Genomic DNA, 16,505 nt, shown 5'->3' with positions numbered 1-16,505 from the left:
ACTTATACCTTGTTCCCCAGCAAAAGAAAAACCCCCGACCGTTTCCGATCGGGGGTTTTCCAGATGACTTAAGCAGTCAGGGGCAATTACATCATGCCGCCCATTCCGCCCATGCCACCCATACCGCCAGCGCCGCCTAAATCAGGTGCGTCGCTTTTCGGCAGGTCAGTCACCATCGCTTCGGTGGTGATCATCAGGCCCGCAACAGATGAAGCGTACTGCAGCGCAGAACGGGTCACTTTGGTTGGGTCCAGGATACCGAAGTCGATCATGTTGCCGTACTCTTCGGTCTGCGCGTTGTAACCGTAGTTACCGTCGCCTGCTTTCACGTTGTTAGCAACAACGGAAGGCTCTTCACCGGCGTTAGAAACGATCTGACGCAGTGGAGCTTCCATTGCGCGCAGCGCAACTTTGATACCCACGTTCTGATCTTCGTTATCGCCTTTCAGGCCAGAAGCGGCGATTTTCGCGGCAACGCGAACCAGCGCCACACCACCACCAGCAACAACGCCTTCTTCTACCGCAGCGCGGGTTGCGTGCAGAGCATCTTCAACACGTGCTTTCTTCTCTTTCATTTCAACTTCAGTTGCTGCGCCCACTTTCAGAACGGCAACGCCGCCTGCCAGTTTCGCAACGCGCTCCTGCAGTTTCTCTTTGTCGTAATCAGAAGTCGCTTCTTCGATCTGCTGACGAATCTGCGTTACGCGGCCAGAGATGGCGCCTTGATCGCCCACGCCATCGATGATGGTGGTGGTGTCTTTGTTGATCACAACGCGTTTAGCCTGACCCAGATCTTCCAGGGTAGCTTTCTCCAGCTCCATACCGATCTCTTCAGAGATGACGGTACCGCCGGTCAGGATAGCGATATCCTGCAGCATGGCTTTACGACGGTCACCGAAGCCCGGTGCTTTAACCGCAGCGACTTTCACGATACCGCGCATGGTGTTCACCACCAGCGTTGCCAGCGCTTCACCTTCAACATCTTCTGCAATGATCAGCAGTGGCTTACCGGCTTTCGCAACGGCTTCCAGCACTGGCAGCATTTCGCGGATGTTAGAGATTTTCTTGTCAGCTAACAGGATGAACGGGGTTTCCAGCTCAACTGCACCTGTTTCTGGCTTGTTGATGAAGTACGGAGACAGGTAGCCACGGTCAAACTGCATACCTTCAACCACGTCCAGCTCGTCTTGCAGGCCGGTGCCTTCTTCAACGGTGATAACGCCTTCTTTGCCCACTTTATCCATCGCGTCGGCAATCAGGGTGCCCACGGTTTCATCGGAGTTAGCAGAGATGGTACCAACCTGTGCAATCGCGCGTGAATCCTGGCAAGGCACAGACAGGGTTTTCAGTTCTTCAACCGCAGCGATAACGGCTTTATCGATACCGCGCTTCAGATCCATCGGGTTCATGCCCGCAGCCACGGCTTTCAGGCCTTCAGTGATGATCGCCTGAGCCAGAACGGTTGCGGTGGTGGTGCCGTCGCCTGCTGCGTCGTTCGCTTTAGAGGCCACTTCTTTCACCATCTGCGCGCCCATGTTTTCGAACTTATCTTCCAGCTCGATTTCACGTGCTACAGAAACACCATCTTTAGTGATGGTCGGTGCACCAAAAGATTTATCCAGAACCACGTTACGGCCTTTCGGGCCCAGGGTAACTTTTACTGCATCTGCCAGTACGTTTACGCCACGCAGCATTTTTACGCGTGCGTCATTACCGAATTTTACGTCTTTAGCTGCCATTTCAAATATCCCTTAAATTCGTTTCGTTCAGTGAATTACGCGTAAATTACGCTTCAACAACTGCAAGGATGTCGCTTTCGGAGATGATCAGAACTTCTTCGTTGTCGATTTTCTCGGTTTTAGCACCGTAGCCTTCGCTGAAAATCACCAGATCACCTACTTGCACGTCCAATGGCTTAACTTCACCGTTTTCCAGGATGCGGCCTTTGCCGACAGCCAGGACTTCACCGCGGGTAGATTTACCGGCAGCTGAACCGGTCAGCACGATGCCGCCCGCTGATTTAGCTTCAACTTCTTTACGCTTGACGATGACGCGATCGTGCAATGGACGAATTTTCATTTGATAGCTCTCCTTTGAGAAGTCCAATCATTCATTTTTTGGGTTAGAACCGGACTGCTTGGCTTCCGGCCTCGTGCTGGAAGAGATAGGGGCAATAAGTGGGGTTTCAAGGGCAAAAAATATAAATATTTTCGTTTCTGCAACAGATGGTGAAAAATGCAGCAAAAAGGCGGCTTGCGCCGCCTTCTGAAGTTTATAGGTCTTTATCGTGACCAATCTTGTCCTGATCTTTCCGCTCGTATTCACCATCGACGGTGAAACCCGCGTCGGGACCTGCCCCCGGTCCGCGCCACACGCGCAGATGAGGCATCAGCTTCAACGTCAGGTGCTTCTGCACCGGCGGTAACAGCAGCAGTAAACCGAGGAAGTCAGTGAAGAAACCGGGCAACAGCAGCAGGAAGCCGGAGATGATCAGCGAAACGCTCTTCGTCATCTCTGCCGCTGGGCTTTCATTGCGCGCCAGCTTCTCCTGCATCAGCCGGAAGTTCTTCATGCCCTGATTCTTCACCAGCGACACCCCAATAGCCGAGGTGAAAATCACCAGCAACATGGTGAGCAGCACGCCCAGCGCATGCGCGACCTGAATGAAGATTGAAATCTCAATCCAGGCTAAAACAAAAAAAACCAGTAACGGTATCCAGCGCACAATGTGCTCCTCATTACGCCTTTCGCTATTAAGCAAAAAGGAAAAAATCTTTTAACAGAAATAAAAAGGTTGGGGCTCTTCTCGCAATTTCAACATCTGTCATTAAACAAACTGTTTATAAAAAACTGGCGATGGTGATTTCGAGACTATTCGCCTATGTACGATTACCGGATCAACTAAAAATAAAAACGCAACAAAAAACCTTAAAAAACAATTCATTAACAAAATGCGAGATAGCACATGATTTTAAGCAATGATGATTAATCTTTTAACTTCGTAACCGTAATTGATTGGGATTTTGCTTTCGATAGCCGCCGCCCGAGTAACAGTGCAGGCACTACCCATCTCGGTGATAATGCTTTCGAGGTTCAAGCGTTGTTAGCGGAAAACGACCAGCAACAAACGCCAACACTAACCTCGTTTGCTGCATCGCGCATTCAGCCTGCGATCGATTACTTCTATGACAATGTAGGCTCTTCACAAGGCCAGCGTGGAAAAGGTGAGGTTTCTGATGACAAACAGCCAGTATTGCAGGGTACCGCCGAGCCCGGAGCCCACTTAACCATCATGTATTTTGATGACAATAGCAACCTGGCTTATGGTAAAGCGGTTGCGGATGCAAATGGTCACTGGCAGTTAGAAACACGTATGCTGCTGGAAGGAACCTGGCATGCGCGTGTTGCATATGCAGAAACGCCAACGACCTGGTCTAACGATTTCCACTTTGGCTATTCACCGGTTGATCCACAGCCAGAGAAAACCACCACCATCGAAAGTTTTTCTGATGATTTCGGCAAAATTAAAGGCGATTTTCAAAGTGGTGCAGCCACTGACGATCGTTACTCTGTGCTGCATGGCACCACCACACCAGGCAGCAATGTCTATATCCAGCTATCCCTGAATTCAGCTGATCATTTTGAATTTGCTGGTTCCGTGAAGGCCGACGCCAATGGCAACTGGGAGTTTGATGCTTTTGGCTTCTATGGCTATACCGCCTATTACCGCGCCAGCACTAACAACGATGGCAACTGGAGTGATGTATTCTCAATCGCTTATAAGCAGAATGCCGATCAATTGAATAAAACCTCTGCCATTAATACCCTAGCCTTTGATGATCAAGGCGAAGCATCATTAGGAATCGATGCGCTGTTGGCCCGTGAAACGGGAGATCTGTTTAGTTCATCGGCTGAAAATATCAGCGAAAACGAAGCGAAACTGGATTTTGATGATATTGCAGAAGCGCTTTATCAGGAGCTGCCGGTTGGAAAAGGTGTTGAGATTGATTCTGGCTAAATTAACAATGAGTTAGAATTTATTTTTTCACATGACACACAGTGGCTAGCCGCTTAAAAAACCCCTGACATCAGCTGCCTGGTGCAGCTGATGTTTCTACATTAATTTCTTTGCATACTTGCCATTCGCCGTGCCGCGATTTACTTTTGTAACAAAATTCACATTTTTTCAACATGCAACTGCCGAAAATCCTGCTTAACGCGATCTGCATTCGTGCTTTTTTGCGGAATCAGAATAGGATCGTGCTCGCGCGATCAAAGACAGATAAAATGTCGGTTCTGATGCTCTACGACAAAATAAAACACATCATTCCTGATGGTTAGCGGCCACAACAAGAAGGTTATCATGGCGAACAACATTCGTATCGAAGAAGACCTGTTAGGTATGCGCGAAGTACCGGCGGATGCCTATTACGGCGTTCACACTCTGCGTGCGATAGAAAATTTTTACATTAGCAACAGCAAAATCAGTGACATACCGGAATTCGTCCGCGGTATGGTGATGGTGAAGAAAGCAGCCGCGCTCGCCAATAAAGAGCTGCAAACAATCCCGCGTAATATCGCAAACACCATTATTCAGGCTTGTGATGAAGTGCTGAATAACGGCAAATGCATGGATCAGTTCCCGGTTGACGTCTATCAGGGCGGCGCGGGCACCTCGGTCAACATGAACACCAACGAAGTGCTGGCTAACATCGGTCTGGAGCTGATGGGCCACCAGAAGGGCGAATATCAGTACCTCAATCCCAACGATCATGTGAATAAGTGTCAGTCGACCAACGATGCTTATCCCACCGGTTTCCGCATCGCGGTTTATGCCTCAATCCTGAAACTGCTCGATGGCATTAGCCAACTGAGCGAAGGTTTCCAGCGTAAAGCGGTCGAGTTTGAAAATATCCTGAAAATGGGCCGTACCCAGCTGCAGGATGCGGTGCCAATGACCCTCGGTCAGGAGTTCCACGCCTTTAATGTATTGCTGAATGAAGAGACCCGCAGCATTCTGCGTACCGCCGAACTGCTGCTGGAAGTGAACCTTGGCGCCACCGCCATTGGTACGCGTCTCAATACGCCGGATGGCTATCAGCAGTTGGCGGTACAGCGCCTGGCAGAAGTGAGTAATCTGCCGGTGGTACCCGCAGAAGATCTGATTGAAGCCACCTCCGACTGCGGCGCGTATGTGATGGTGCACTCGGCGCTGAAACGTCTGGCGGTAAAACTGTCGAAGATCTGTAACGACCTGCGCCTGCTCTCCTCCGGTCCGCGCGCGGGCCTGAATGAAATTAACCTGCCAGAACTGCAAGCCGGTTCATCCATCATGCCCGCTAAAGTGAATCCGGTCGTACCGGAAGTGGTGAATCAGGTGTGTTTCAAAGTGATCGGTAATGACATCACCGTCACCATGGCGTCAGAAGCGGGTCAGCTGCAGCTCAACGTGATGGAGCCCGTGATTGGCCAGGCGCTGTTCGAGTCAATTAGCATTCTGACTAACGCGTGCTTCAACCTGCTGGAAAAATGCGTTAATGGCATCACCGCCAATAAAGCGGTGTGCGAAGCGTACGTATTCAACTCAATTGGTATCGTCACTTACCTCAACCCCTACATCGGCCATCACAACGGCGATATCGTCGGGAAAATTTGTGCCGAAACCGGTAAGAGCGTGCGTGAAGTGGTTCTGGAGCGCGGCTTGCTGACGGAAACTGAACTGGACGATATCTTCTCCATCCAGAACCTGATGCATCCAACCTACAAAGCCAAACGCTACACCGACGAAAACGAACAGTAATCCGCTCCAGATCACGTTGCCAAAAGCACGCCCGTTTACAATGCGGCGTGCTTTTTTCATTTTGGCGGCGACAACGTTAAGGGTCGGGATTTCTCCGCGGCTCAGGGAGTGGAACGAATGGTAGTAGTAGAACTGATTATTGTGCTGCTGGCGATCTGGCTCGGTGCGCGTCTTGGCGGCATCGGCATTGGTTTCGCGGGCGGTTTAGGTGTGCTGGCGCTGACGCTGATTTGCGGCTTAAAGCCCGGTGCGATTCCCTTCGACGTGATCGAAATTATCATGGCGGTGATTGCCGCGATTGCCGCGATGCAGATCGCTGGCGGTCTGGATTATCTGGTGGGATTAGCGGAACGCCTGCTGCGCCGCCATCCGCGCTACGTCACCTTCCTCGCGCCGCTGGTCACTTATATGATGACGCTGCTGGCCGGTACCGGTCACACCGCGTTCTCCACCTTGCCGGTGATTGCCGAAGTCGCAAAAGAGCAAGGCGTGCGCCCTTCGCGTCCGCTCTCGATTGCGGTAGTGGCGTCGCAGATTGCTATCACAGCCTCGCCGCTCTCGGCGGCGGTGGTGTTCTTCGCCTCCATCCTTGAACCGCGCGGCGTGAGCTATTTGGCGCTGCTGGGCGTGGCGATTCCTTCCACCATGGCGGCGATCTTCTGCGCCGCCATCATCACCAGCTTCCTGGGTAAAGAGTTAAAAGATGATGAGGTCTATCAGGCACGTCTGGCCAAAGGAGAAGTGAAACTGCGCGGTGAGCAGGTTTACGACATTAAACCGGGTGCGAAGCGTGCCGTATTGCTGTTCCTGATCGGCATCGCCGCCGTGGTGCTTTACGCCACCGCCATCAGCGACAGCGTTGGCCTCATCAGTAACCCGGTGCTGCCACGCAACGAGGCCATCGTGGTGTTTATGCTGACCGTTGCCACACTGATTTGCCTGACCTGCAAAGTCGATACCGGAGAAATTCTCAGTGCCAGTACCTTTAAATCTGGCATGAGCGCCTGTATCTGCGTGATGGGCGTGGCATGGCTCGGCGATACCTTCGTCAAAGCGCACCTCAACGATATCCAGGCGCTAGCCGGTGACATGCTGCAAGGTTATCCGTGGATGCTGGCGCTGGTGCTGTTCTTCGCCGCCACGCTGCTCTATTCGCAGGCCGCAACCACTAAAGCCTTGATGCCTGCCGCGCTGATGCTCGGCGTCTCGCCGCTGGCGGCAGTGGCTTCATTTGCGGCGGTTTCCGCCCTGTTTGTGCTGCCGACCTATCCTACGCTGTTGGCCGCGGTGGAGATGGATGACACCGGTTCAACCCGTATCGGCAAGTTTGTCTTTAACCACTCCTTTATTATCCCCGGCGTGTTGGCAATTGCCTTCTCAGTGGCGTTTGGCTTCCTGTTTGGTAGCCTGATCCTGTAGCGCCGTTACATCCTGAAAACCTTGTGGCGAAGCGGTCGTGCTATTATCGCGACCTATTCGCCACCGGAGCTCATTCATTCGCTATGGCTGCACGACTCTTTCGCCTTGCCGGCTTTTGCCTGGCGCTGGTTTTCTGCCTTTCGGCACAAGCCTCTCTCTTCTCTCCGAACAACAACAGCCGCTTTGTGCCGGTTGATCAGGCATTTAGCTTTGATTTCGCTCAGCAGGGGAATCGGCTGACGCTGAGTTGGAAAGTGAAGGATGGCTACTATCTCTATCGCCAGCAAATTCACGTCACGCCACAAAAAGCGCAGATTGCCCCGCTCACGTTGCCGCCGGGCCAGCCGCATGAAGATGAATTCTACGGTAAAAGCGAAATCTACCCGCAGGATCTGCAGTTGCCGATTACGCTGCGTCAGGCTGATGCCGGCGCGACCGTCACCGTCACCTATCAAGGCTGCGCTGCCGCCGGATTCTGCTATCCGCCCGAAACCCGCAGTGTGCCGCTCAGCGCAGTTGCCGCCAATCAGGATGTAGCCGCGACCAGCGCGCAGCCAACGAATCACAGCACGCCGCTGCCGTTTTCCCCGCTTTGGGCGCTGCTGATTGGTATTGGCGTCGCTTTCACGCCGTGTGTATTGCCGATGTATCCGCTGATCTCCAGCATCATCTTAGGTGGCCCGCGCCGCTATTCGATGGGACGGCTGTTCGCGCTGGCGATGGTGTATGTGCAGGGCATGGCGCTGACGTATACCGTGCTTGGTATGGTCGTTGCGGCGGCCGGATTACGCTTCCAGGCGGCGCTGCAGCATCCTTACGTGTTAATGGGATTGTCGACGCTGTTTATCGTGCTGGCGCTCTCGATGTTTGGCCTGTTCCCGCTGCAATTGCCTTCCGCCTTGCAAACGCGGCTCGCGTTGTGGAGCAACCGCCAGCAAGGTGGATCGCTGCCTGGCGTATTTATGATGGGCGCACTGGCGGGTTTGATCTGTTCGCCCTGCACCACCGCACCGCTCAGCGCCATTCTGCTGTACATCGCCCAGAGCGGTAATCTGTGGGCCGGGGCCGGCACGCTGTGGCTGTATGCCTTCGGTATGGGGCTACCGCTGATTGCTGTAACGATGTTTGGTAACAAGCTGCTGCCGAAAAGCGGGCCATGGATGCAAACCGTTAAAGAAGGTTTTGGTTTTGTGATTCTGGCGCTACCGGTATTCCTGCTGGAACGGGTGATGGGCGATCTCTGGGGCCTGCGCCTGTGGAGCCTGCTCGGCGTGGCATTTTTTGCCTGGGCGTTCAGCCTCAGCCTGCGCGCCAGCGGTAAATGGCGCGTGCTGCAGATCATCATGCTCGCCGCCGCGCTGGTCAGTGCTCGCCCGTTACAGGATTGGGCGTTTGGTAGCAGCAACAGCGCGCACGCTGTGGCGCATTTGCCGTTCCAGACCATCGCCAGCAGCGAGCAGCTTGATAGCGCACTGCAGCAGGCGCAAGGCCGCATCACCATGGTCGATTTATACGCCGATTGGTGCGTAGCCTGCAAAGAGTTCGAGAAATACACCTTTAGCGATGCGGGCGTGCGTAACGCATTAAGTCAGGTACAACTGCTGCAAGCCAATGTCACCGCCAATAACGCACAGGACAACGCATTGTTGCAGCATCTGCAGGTTTTAGGCTTGCCGACCATTTTGTTCTTCGATGCGCAAGGCAAAGAGATTCCCGATTCGCGTGTCACCGGCTTCCTCAACGCCGCCGATTTCCGCGCGCATTTGCACAATGTGTCGCGTTAAACGACACTGTCTGCAGGACACTGCCCGTTCGTCCGCGAGCGGGCCCGCATTCCAGAGGAGAGTCACTTGCAACGTGAACAAATACTCGAGCATGCGCTGAATGTGCTCGAACAAAGCGGCCTGGCCGCCACCACCTCTTTAACCCAGCTTGCTGGCGAAACCGGACTTGAAGCCGAGCAGTTGACGCGCTTCTGGCCCGATCGTGATGCCTTGCTGTATGACGCGCTGCGCTATCATGGCCAGCAAATTGACAGCTGGCGCCGCCAGGTTCAGCTCGATGAACATCTTAGTGCCGAACAAAAGCTGCTGGCGCGCTATCAGGTGCTGAGCGAATACGTCAGCAAAGGCCGCTTCCCTGGCTGTTTGTTTATTGCCGCCTGCAGTTTCTATCCGCAATCCGATCATCCGGTACATCAGTTAGCCGAACAGCAAAAGCGCAGCTCCTGGCAGTTTACCCACGAAATCCTGGTCGATTTGGCATTAGATAATCCCACCATGGTGGCCGATCAGATGGAGCTGATTCTGGAAGGTTGTCTGAGCAAACTGCTGGTGAAACGCAACGTTCAGGATGTCGCCACCGCGCGGCGTCTGGCGGAAGATGTGCTCGGCATCGCGCTGTGTCGCCAGAACGGTGCGCTGGCGTAGCCTTTTCGCTCACCTTGTCTGAAAAGCAAGCAATCAATCACGATTGCTACGCTTTTTTGACGAAAGCCGTTGACGGCTGTGAGCCATTAGGGTTTAATGCGCCCCGTTGCCCGGATAGCTCAGTCGGTAGAGCAGGGGATTGAAAATCCCCGTGTCCGTGGTTCGATTCCGCGTCCGGGCACCAACATTTAGAAAACCCAGCTTATGGCTGGGTTTTTGCTTTTCTGCGTTCAGAAAATGATGCCGGTATCTCACGGGCATCTTCATCCACATCAGATCTGAAATAACCGCCCTTCGCCGGTGGGAAGTTCGATGTTCAGACTCAGCTCATCGCCTCTTTCAATAAAGTAACAACCATATTGAGGAGTGATGTCTAACTCAGCACTCCACCCATACCGCGCCGGCATCGGCGGATTTCACGCACTGCTCTACCCATCGCACCCCCATCAAGCCAGCATGCGCGCCGGGATACCAGAACTCCTGCAGGAAAGCATGATCGCCGCGATCGGTGGCATCCATCGCCAGCGCGAAACGGCGATAGAGATTCGACCAGGCTTCAAACAACCCTTCCGGATGGCCGCCGCCAATACGGTCATCTGCCAGCGCACTCTGATGCAGATAACCCATGCCGCGCTCGAGAATCTTTACCGGCTCGCCCTGCACTTCATAGCGCAGCTGATTGGGCTGCTCGTCCCACCACTCAAGACTGGCTTTCTCACCAATCACGCGCACTTTCTGACCGTGCATCGAACCGCAGTTCACCGCAGAAGCCCACATTGTGCCGACCGCGCCATTGTCGTACTCCATCATCACGAAGGCGTTATCCTCCAGCGGTGCGCGGGTTTTGACAAAGCTCTGGCAGCTGCACAGCAAGCGTTTTACCTGCAGATGCGGCGCCATAGTTTCAGCGATAAACAGCGGATGCGTCGCCAGGTCGCCCAGCACATAGCTGGGCCCAACGAAGCGCGGATCGACACGCCATTTGGTGCTTTCATTCTGCAGCTCAACCGCTTCGTTATGGAAGCCGTGCGCGAACTGCATATTGATGATGCGGATTTCGCCCAGCAAGCCTGCAGCGATCATCTCGCGCGCCTGATGAATCAGCTGATGTCCGGCGTAGCCGTAGGTGACGCCGATAATTTTCTTCTTCTCGGCGCACAGCTGTTCCAGCTCATCGGCTTCTGCCGCGGTGAAGCACAGCGGCTTCTCGCACACTACATGCAAGCCGGCATTCAGCGCGGCACGGCAAATGGTGAAGTGCGTATTGTTTGGCGTAGCAATCGACACCGCTTCAATGCCATCCGCGCGCGCCGCTTCCGCCGCAAACATCGTTTCGTAATCTGCATAGCAGCGTTCGGCGTCGATACCCAGCGAGGTGCCAAAGGCACGACCACGCTCGGCGTTGAGATCGAAGGCGCCCGCCAGCAAGGTGAAATTATTGTCACGCGTTGCCGCCGAACGGTGAATATAACCAATCTGGCTGGTGCCGCCGCCGCCGACCATGCCCCAGCGCAGTGAACGATCCAGTGCTTTAATACCGTTAATCATGCTGCGCTCCTCAGAATCCGACCGATTGTAAATAGTGCAGGCTGGCGGTGACGTCACGCAGGCTGGTGTCTGCATTGCGCGGATCGCGCTCCTGTTCCACGGTGATCCAGCCTTGATAATGGCGCTCCGCCAGGAAGGCGCGCACCGCCGGATAATCAATCGCCCCTTTACCAATCGGGCACATCACGCCTTCCGCGCAGGCGGCAAAGAAATCCACGCCGCGCGCAATCACGTCGCGCCACACCGCGTGGTCAACGTCTTTGAAGTGCAGGTAATCGATGCGATCCCAATAGCGGCGGAGGTAAGGAATCGGATCCATGCCGGCGTAGTACAGATGGCCGGTGTCGAGGCACAAACCGGCCACCTCATGCGGAATGTCTTCCACCAGCCGTTGCAGCTCATCGGCAAATTCAATGCAACCGCCGGCATGCGGATGGATAACCGCGCGCACGCCATATTCGTTCCAGGCAATCTGACTCAGCGTAGTGATGTGCTGCATCATGCGCTGCCACTCTACATCTGACAGGCGCGGTGCCTTGTCAGATTGGCCGGCGTATTTGGCGCGTTCTGGGTTACCAAAATCGATAATCACCAGATAGGGCGCGGGTTTGTTGTCCGCGTGGGTTTTGGTGGCGGTCGGCACTAATGACAGATTGCGGCAGATGTTGTGTGTCAGTTCTACCATCGCCGGGAAATTGGCTTCACTCACCAAATCATCAAAAATAGTGCCCGCCACCAGCGACAGTTGGTGCGCTTCCAGCTGCTGACGCAGCTCGGCAGGATCGACCGGCAGGTAGCTCCACGGGCCCAGCTCAATACTTTGGTAACCGGCCTGCGATGCTTCACTCAGCACTTTCTGCCACGGCGGCAGGAAAGGGTTTTTTGGATCATCGACGCCCCAGCTACAGGGCGCGTTAGCAATATAAATGGTCATGATCGTTCCTTGCGGTAATGGATGGCGCAAGTATCAAATAAATATTTCATCACAAACAACCATGAAATATTCATTTTTTGATAGCGATCATGTTATTTCACATCAGTAAAATGATAGAAACTTATCAAACCAAGCCAGGGTGCGGCTTGGTGCGCATAAAGGCGCAACCAACAAATTCGCGCTTTTGTCGGGTCGCCATTCATGGCGACCCGCCCGCTACAGATTCTCCCGCGTCACGATATCGAACGGCAGGATGATTTGCGTGAAATGATCGCCCGGTTCAGCTTGGTGCTGCTGCACCATCTGCGCCAGCCGCATGGCCATCTCGTCGATGCGATTGCGGATCATCACCGTAATGGTGCCATCAATCAGCGCCAGTTCGCCCTCTTTCACCGGACCATGACAAATCAACGCCACCTTGCGCTGCGGCTGCTGGCGCAAGGCGTGAATCACGCCCTCGATACCGCCGCACGGCGCAAAGATCAACGCCAAATCGGCATGTTCATCCAGTAACTGACGCGTCGAACGATAGCCGCCATCAATTGATTCATGGGTCTTCAGCGGTTCCAGTACCCGCCGCGCGCTGTCCTGTTCACGCAGATAAGAGCGGAAACTGATCTCATTACTTTCCTGGCAGATAAAGCGATGGTCGCCTACCAACACGCCCACCGCGCCGGGTTGGTGCAACAAATGCGTCGCAATCCAGGCGGCAGTGCGCCCGGCTTTCTGGTTATCCAGACCGACATAGCCGGCGTGACCGCACGGTGAAAAGTTGGAGAACAGCGCATAAACCCGCACGCCCTGACGTGATATGTGTTCAATCGCGTGGCGAATCAGCGGGTGATCCAGCGCGACTAAACCGATGGCATCGACTTGCTCGGCCAGCGCATACAGCGAGGTCACCACCGCCGCAACATCGTCAATATCGTGCCAGGTAAACAGCGGTTCGCTGCCTGCCGGATGAAAGGGTTGCGTATGCTGGCGCAGCGCATCGCTGAGGGAATGATAGAGCGAGTAGGATTTTGATAGCAGGATAAAGCCCATGCGCAGCGTCACGTGCGAGGCCGGCGCGATGTTGCTTGATAACGATGTTGCTCCCATGCGATAACCGAGTCGGTTTGCGGCTTCCAGTACCTTCTGCTCGGTGGCGGCACGCACCGGCGCGCGGCGGTTTAACACGCGATCCACCGTTGCCACACCGACACCCGCGGCGGCGGCAATGGCGTTCAGGGTGATTTTACTCATGCTCACATTCCCAGATTAAAATGATAATAAATTATCAAAAATAATGCCTTAACTGACCCTAAAGCGCCAATGTAACCACTCATGAATCATTATTAAATCGCTATTTTTGATAGATAATCTCTCAGTATTTTGATCGCACTCGCAAAAATGAAATGTTTAATTTCATTACAGTGCCATTCAGAATAAATGTTTGATATTTATTTGTCTGATTACGGCGCTTTGGTTGAGGGATTGCCATCAGAAAAACAGTAGAGGCTGCGGCTGGCTCTTCCTACAGTTAACGCGATCTGCCCTAAAAAAGGTCGTAAAAAACGTAAGCACAAGCCTTTACCGATAAATGGGAAATCCCCTAACGCTCAGGAGAAAACAATGAAAATCGCTTTTGATGTTGATGTCATCAGGGATCTTGGTATTACGCGCATGGTGCATCAGGTGGCGGAATGGGGTTACAAGTACATCGAACAGTCGCCGCATCCGCAGATCAACCCGTTCTATAAACACCCGAAGGCCAGCCGCGAAATCATGCGCGAATACAAAAACGCGCTAAGTGCCACCGGGCTGGAAATCTCTTCGTTCATTACGGTTTATCGCTGGTCTGGCCCAGATGAACTGCGTCGTCAGGCGGCGGTGAAAAACTGGAAACGCATGATCGAGATTGCCGTCGAAATGGGCGTGCAGGTGATCAATACCGAGCTGTCGGGTAATCCCAATGAACCGGAAATCTGTGAAGAGATGTTCTATCGCTCGATGGAAGAGCTGCTGCCAATCATCGAACGTGAAGGCATCCGCGTCGAAATTCAGGCACATCCATGGGATTTCTGCGAGCAGAGCAACGAAACCGCTGACATTGTGAAATCTTTTCGCAGCGAAAATGTGAAGTACATCTACAGCGCACCCCACACCTTCTATTACGACAAAGGCGTGGGCGATGTGAAGAACATGCTGCATTACGCCGGTGACGATCTGTCGCATATGCTGATTGCCGATACCATGAACCACACTAAGCATTGCCGCTACATCGTCAACCCGCCGGGCGTGGATGCCACCATCCACCAGCACGTCGCGGTGGGTGAAGGCGAAGTCAATTTCGATGCGCTGTTTGAAGCACTGCGCGAGATGAATTTTGCTAACCGCAGGTTTAAAGTCGGCGGCGAGTCGATTATCTCGGCGGCGCTGTTTGGTTATCCGGAAAAGATGAAATATCAGGCGGTTGAAACGCGCGAACTGATTGAGCGTGAATTGTTGGGGTAATGATTAGCGCGATCGGTCGCTTCTCGCGCTGGTGGGATAAAGGACCGAGCTAAGGAAATGCACACAACATGAACGCGGTGACGTGCGCTGATCGTCTTCGCCCATGAAATCCGCTGTTTTATGATGCACTCACCGCATATCAAGCGCGCGGCGTTCCGGTTATCACGTTGGTCGCCGATCTGCCGGATGCTGCGCGACGGTGCCACCTCGGCATCGATCCATACAAAGCCGGGCGCGCCGGCTACTGAAGGATCGCGTACTGACGTTAACCCTCGATCAAAACACTCTGCGTCATGCCCAACTCGCCTTAACACTGATGTTGCGTCACCTGGAAGAGGGCGACATCCCCGACACTTATCAACCCGGCAAAGTCGACTTTATGCTGTATACGCAAGAGAACTTTACATAATCCGACTTTGTCACTCACCGCCAGCGCGGTTAAATCGCCTGTATCACGCACTGCTACACTCAATAGCAGCAAAAATACAAACACAACAAGGCGAAATCACTATGTCGGAACATCAGTATCAGCCCGCGAAAGTCTGGACCTGGGACCCGGAAGCCAAAGGTAACGGCGCGAAAACCAACCGTCCAACCGCCGGGCCGACGCACGAGAAAACTCTGCCGGTCGGCAAACATCCGCTGCAGCTTTATTCGCTCGGGACGCCCAACGGCCAGAAAATTACCATCCTGCTTGAAGAGTTGCTGGCGGTTGGCGCCAAAGACGCCGAGTACGATGCCTGGCTGATCCGCATCGGCGACGGCGATCAGTTCTCTAGCGGCTTTGTCGATATAAACCCGAACTCGAAAATCCCGGCCCTGAGCGACCATTCGGTAACGCCGCCGCAGCGCGTATTTGAATCCGGCAACATCCTGCTGTATCTGGCTGAGAAGTTCGGTCATTTCCTGCCAACGTCACTGGCGGGCCGCACCGAAACCCTGAACTGGCTATTCTGGCTGCAAGGCTCAGCACCTTATCTCGGCGGCGGCTTTGGTCATTTTTATCACTACGCGCCAGAAAAAATTGAATACGCCATCAACCGTTTCACGCTGGAAGCCAAACGTCAGCTCGACGTGCTGGATCGTCAACTGGCGGATAATCGCTTCCTTGCCGGTGACGAATACACCATCGCCGATATCGCGACCTGGCCGTGGTACGGCAATCTGGTGCTGAACAATCAGTATGGCGGCAGCGAATTCCTCGATGCGCAGTCGTACAAAAACGTGGTGCGTTGGGCGAAAGAGATTGCCGAGCGTCCGGCGGTGATTCGTGGTCGTAAAGTGAATCGCGCCTTTGGCGCCGAGCCGCAAGATCAGCTGCTGGAACGTCATGATGCGTCAGATTTTGATAACAACACCGAAGACAAACGTCAGGCGCGAGGAGAAAAGTAATGGCTGCATATGTGGTGTTTATTAAGGACGAAACCGTAGACAAAGACGAGCTGGCCACCTACGCCGAAAAAGCGGGACAGGCACGGGGTGACCATCCGATCACGCCACTGGCGTTTTATGGCGCGCTGGAAACACTGGAAGGCCCAGAAGCCGAAGGTGTGGTGGTGCTGGAGTTCCCCGATGCTGAAGCGGCGAAAGGCTGGTATTACAGCCCGGCGTATCAGGAAGCCAAAGCGCATCGCCTGAAAGGCGCGAAGTACCGCGTGTTGCTGGTGAACGGCGTAGAGTAAATCGCAACTGTGCATTTCTCAACCGGGTCGGCCTCAGTGCCGACCTTGTCCTCCCCTGCACAATAACATCGCCTGCATCAGCGCATGAGCGTGCTGCTGCACGCACGCAGTAGGTAAAATCGCGGTGGAGCAAGGGAGTTTAGATTGCGTTAATTAACAACGTTTAGAGCTGTGAGTATGATTAGCTAAGACCTGCA

At 53.8% G+C, this 16,505-nt stretch carries 14 protein-coding genes, 1 tRNA gene and 1 pseudogene; 10 read left to right on the top strand and 6 right to left on the bottom strand.

Annotated elements, in window-relative coordinates; translation table 11 throughout:
• Positions 1–86 precede the first annotated feature (86 nt).
• From groL to ACRQ84_RS17350, 3 genes are all read right to left on the bottom strand, one after another.
• Positions 87–1,739, bottom strand: a complete 1,653-nt coding sequence (gene groL, locus ACRQ84_RS17360) for a chaperonin GroEL (protein WP_064737773.1) — start codon at positions 1,737–1,739, stop codon at positions 87–89.
• Between the two features lie 46 nt (positions 1,740–1,785).
• Positions 1,786–2,079 (bottom strand): co-chaperone GroES, encoded by a 294-nt coding sequence (locus ACRQ84_RS17355; protein WP_064737774.1) that lies wholly within the window; start codon positions 2,077–2,079, stop codon positions 1,786–1,788.
• Positions 2,080–2,272: 193 nt separating this feature from the next.
• Entirely contained in the window at positions 2,273–2,725 is a 453-nt protein-coding gene (locus tag ACRQ84_RS17350; RefSeq protein ID WP_064737775.1) for an FxsA family protein, read from the bottom strand.
• A gap of 375 nt (positions 2,726–3,100) precedes the next feature.
• Between ACRQ84_RS17350 and ACRQ84_RS17345 the strand changes: the two genes are divergently transcribed.
• The 6 genes from ACRQ84_RS17345 to ACRQ84_RS17320 all read left to right on the top strand — a co-directional run bounded on the left by ACRQ84_RS17345 (position 3,101) and on the right by ACRQ84_RS17320 (position 9,832).
• Positions 3,101–4,018 (top strand): hypothetical protein, encoded by a 918-nt coding sequence (locus ACRQ84_RS17345; protein ID WP_483816694.1) that lies wholly within the window; start codon positions 3,101–3,103, stop codon positions 4,016–4,018.
• 345 nt (positions 4,019–4,363) lie between these two features.
• The gene (gene aspA, locus ACRQ84_RS17340) at positions 4,364–5,800 is read left to right on the top strand and encodes an aspartate ammonia-lyase (protein ID WP_064737777.1); all 1,437 of its coding nucleotides are present in this window, start codon (positions 4,364–4,366) and stop codon (positions 5,798–5,800) included.
• A 117-nt stretch (positions 5,801–5,917) separates the two neighbouring features.
• Positions 5,918–7,219, top strand: coding sequence for an anaerobic C4-dicarboxylate transporter (locus ACRQ84_RS17335; RefSeq protein WP_064737778.1), 1,302 nt, complete (start codon positions 5,918–5,920; stop codon positions 7,217–7,219).
• An 83-nt stretch (positions 7,220–7,302) separates the two neighbouring features.
• Entirely contained in the window at positions 7,303–9,003 is a 1,701-nt protein-coding gene (locus ACRQ84_RS17330) for a protein-disulfide reductase DsbD (RefSeq protein ID WP_483816693.1), read from the top strand.
• Between the two features lie 66 nt (positions 9,004–9,069).
• Complete coding sequence (gene dicD / locus ACRQ84_RS17325; protein ID WP_064737780.1) at positions 9,070–9,648, top strand: division control transcriptional repressor DicD; 579 nt, start codon at positions 9,070–9,072, stop codon at positions 9,646–9,648.
• Between the two features lie 108 nt (positions 9,649–9,756).
• A tRNA-Phe gene (locus ACRQ84_RS17320) sits at positions 9,757–9,832 on the top strand.
• A gap of 194 nt (positions 9,833–10,026) precedes the next feature.
• Here ACRQ84_RS17320 and ACRQ84_RS17315 read toward each other — a convergent pair.
• The 3 genes from ACRQ84_RS17315 to ACRQ84_RS17305 form a co-directional block, all read right to left on the bottom strand.
• Entirely contained in the window at positions 10,027–11,196 is a 1,170-nt protein-coding gene (locus ACRQ84_RS17315; RefSeq protein WP_483816692.1) for a Gfo/Idh/MocA family protein, read from the bottom strand.
• A gap of 10 nt (positions 11,197–11,206) precedes the next feature.
• On the bottom strand, positions 11,207–12,130 hold the full coding sequence (locus ACRQ84_RS17310; RefSeq protein WP_483816691.1) for a TIM barrel protein: 924 nt from the start codon (positions 12,128–12,130) through the stop codon (positions 11,207–11,209).
• 216 nt (positions 12,131–12,346) lie between these two features.
• Positions 12,347–13,375 carry a LacI family DNA-binding transcriptional regulator gene (locus tag ACRQ84_RS17305; RefSeq protein WP_483816690.1) on the bottom strand — a complete coding sequence of 343 codons (1,029 nt, stop codon included), beginning with the start codon at positions 13,373–13,375 and terminating at the stop codon, positions 12,347–12,349.
• 369 nt (positions 13,376–13,744) lie between these two features.
• Between ACRQ84_RS17305 and ACRQ84_RS17300 the strand changes: the two genes are divergently transcribed.
• From ACRQ84_RS17300 to ACRQ84_RS17285, 4 genes and pseudogenes are all read left to right on the top strand, one after another.
• Positions 13,745–14,626 (top strand): sugar phosphate isomerase/epimerase family protein, encoded by an 882-nt coding sequence (locus ACRQ84_RS17300; RefSeq protein ID WP_064737836.1) that lies wholly within the window; start codon positions 13,745–13,747, stop codon positions 14,624–14,626.
• A 259-nt stretch (positions 14,627–14,885) separates the two neighbouring features.
• Positions 14,886–15,035: pseudogene (locus tag ACRQ84_RS17295) on the top strand (transcriptional regulator); the annotation flags it as partial.
• Positions 15,036–15,136: 101 nt separating this feature from the next.
• Entirely contained in the window at positions 15,137–16,018 is an 882-nt protein-coding gene (yghU, locus tag ACRQ84_RS17290; RefSeq protein WP_064737838.1) for a glutathione-dependent disulfide-bond oxidoreductase, read from the top strand.
• Complete coding sequence (locus ACRQ84_RS17285) at positions 16,018–16,308, top strand: DUF1330 domain-containing protein (protein WP_483816689.1); 291 nt, start codon at positions 16,018–16,020, stop codon at positions 16,306–16,308. The genes yghU and ACRQ84_RS17285 overlap by 1 nt, the downstream gene beginning before the upstream one ends.
• Positions 16,309–16,505 lie beyond the last annotated feature (197 nt).

The organism is Pantoea sp. E2023-21 (genome assembly GCF_051302795.1).
In the GTDB taxonomy this organism is placed as follows: domain Bacteria; phylum Pseudomonadota; class Gammaproteobacteria; order Enterobacterales; family Enterobacteriaceae; genus Pantoea; species Pantoea ludwigii_A.
This window is presented reverse-complemented; position numbering and strand designations above follow the sequence as displayed.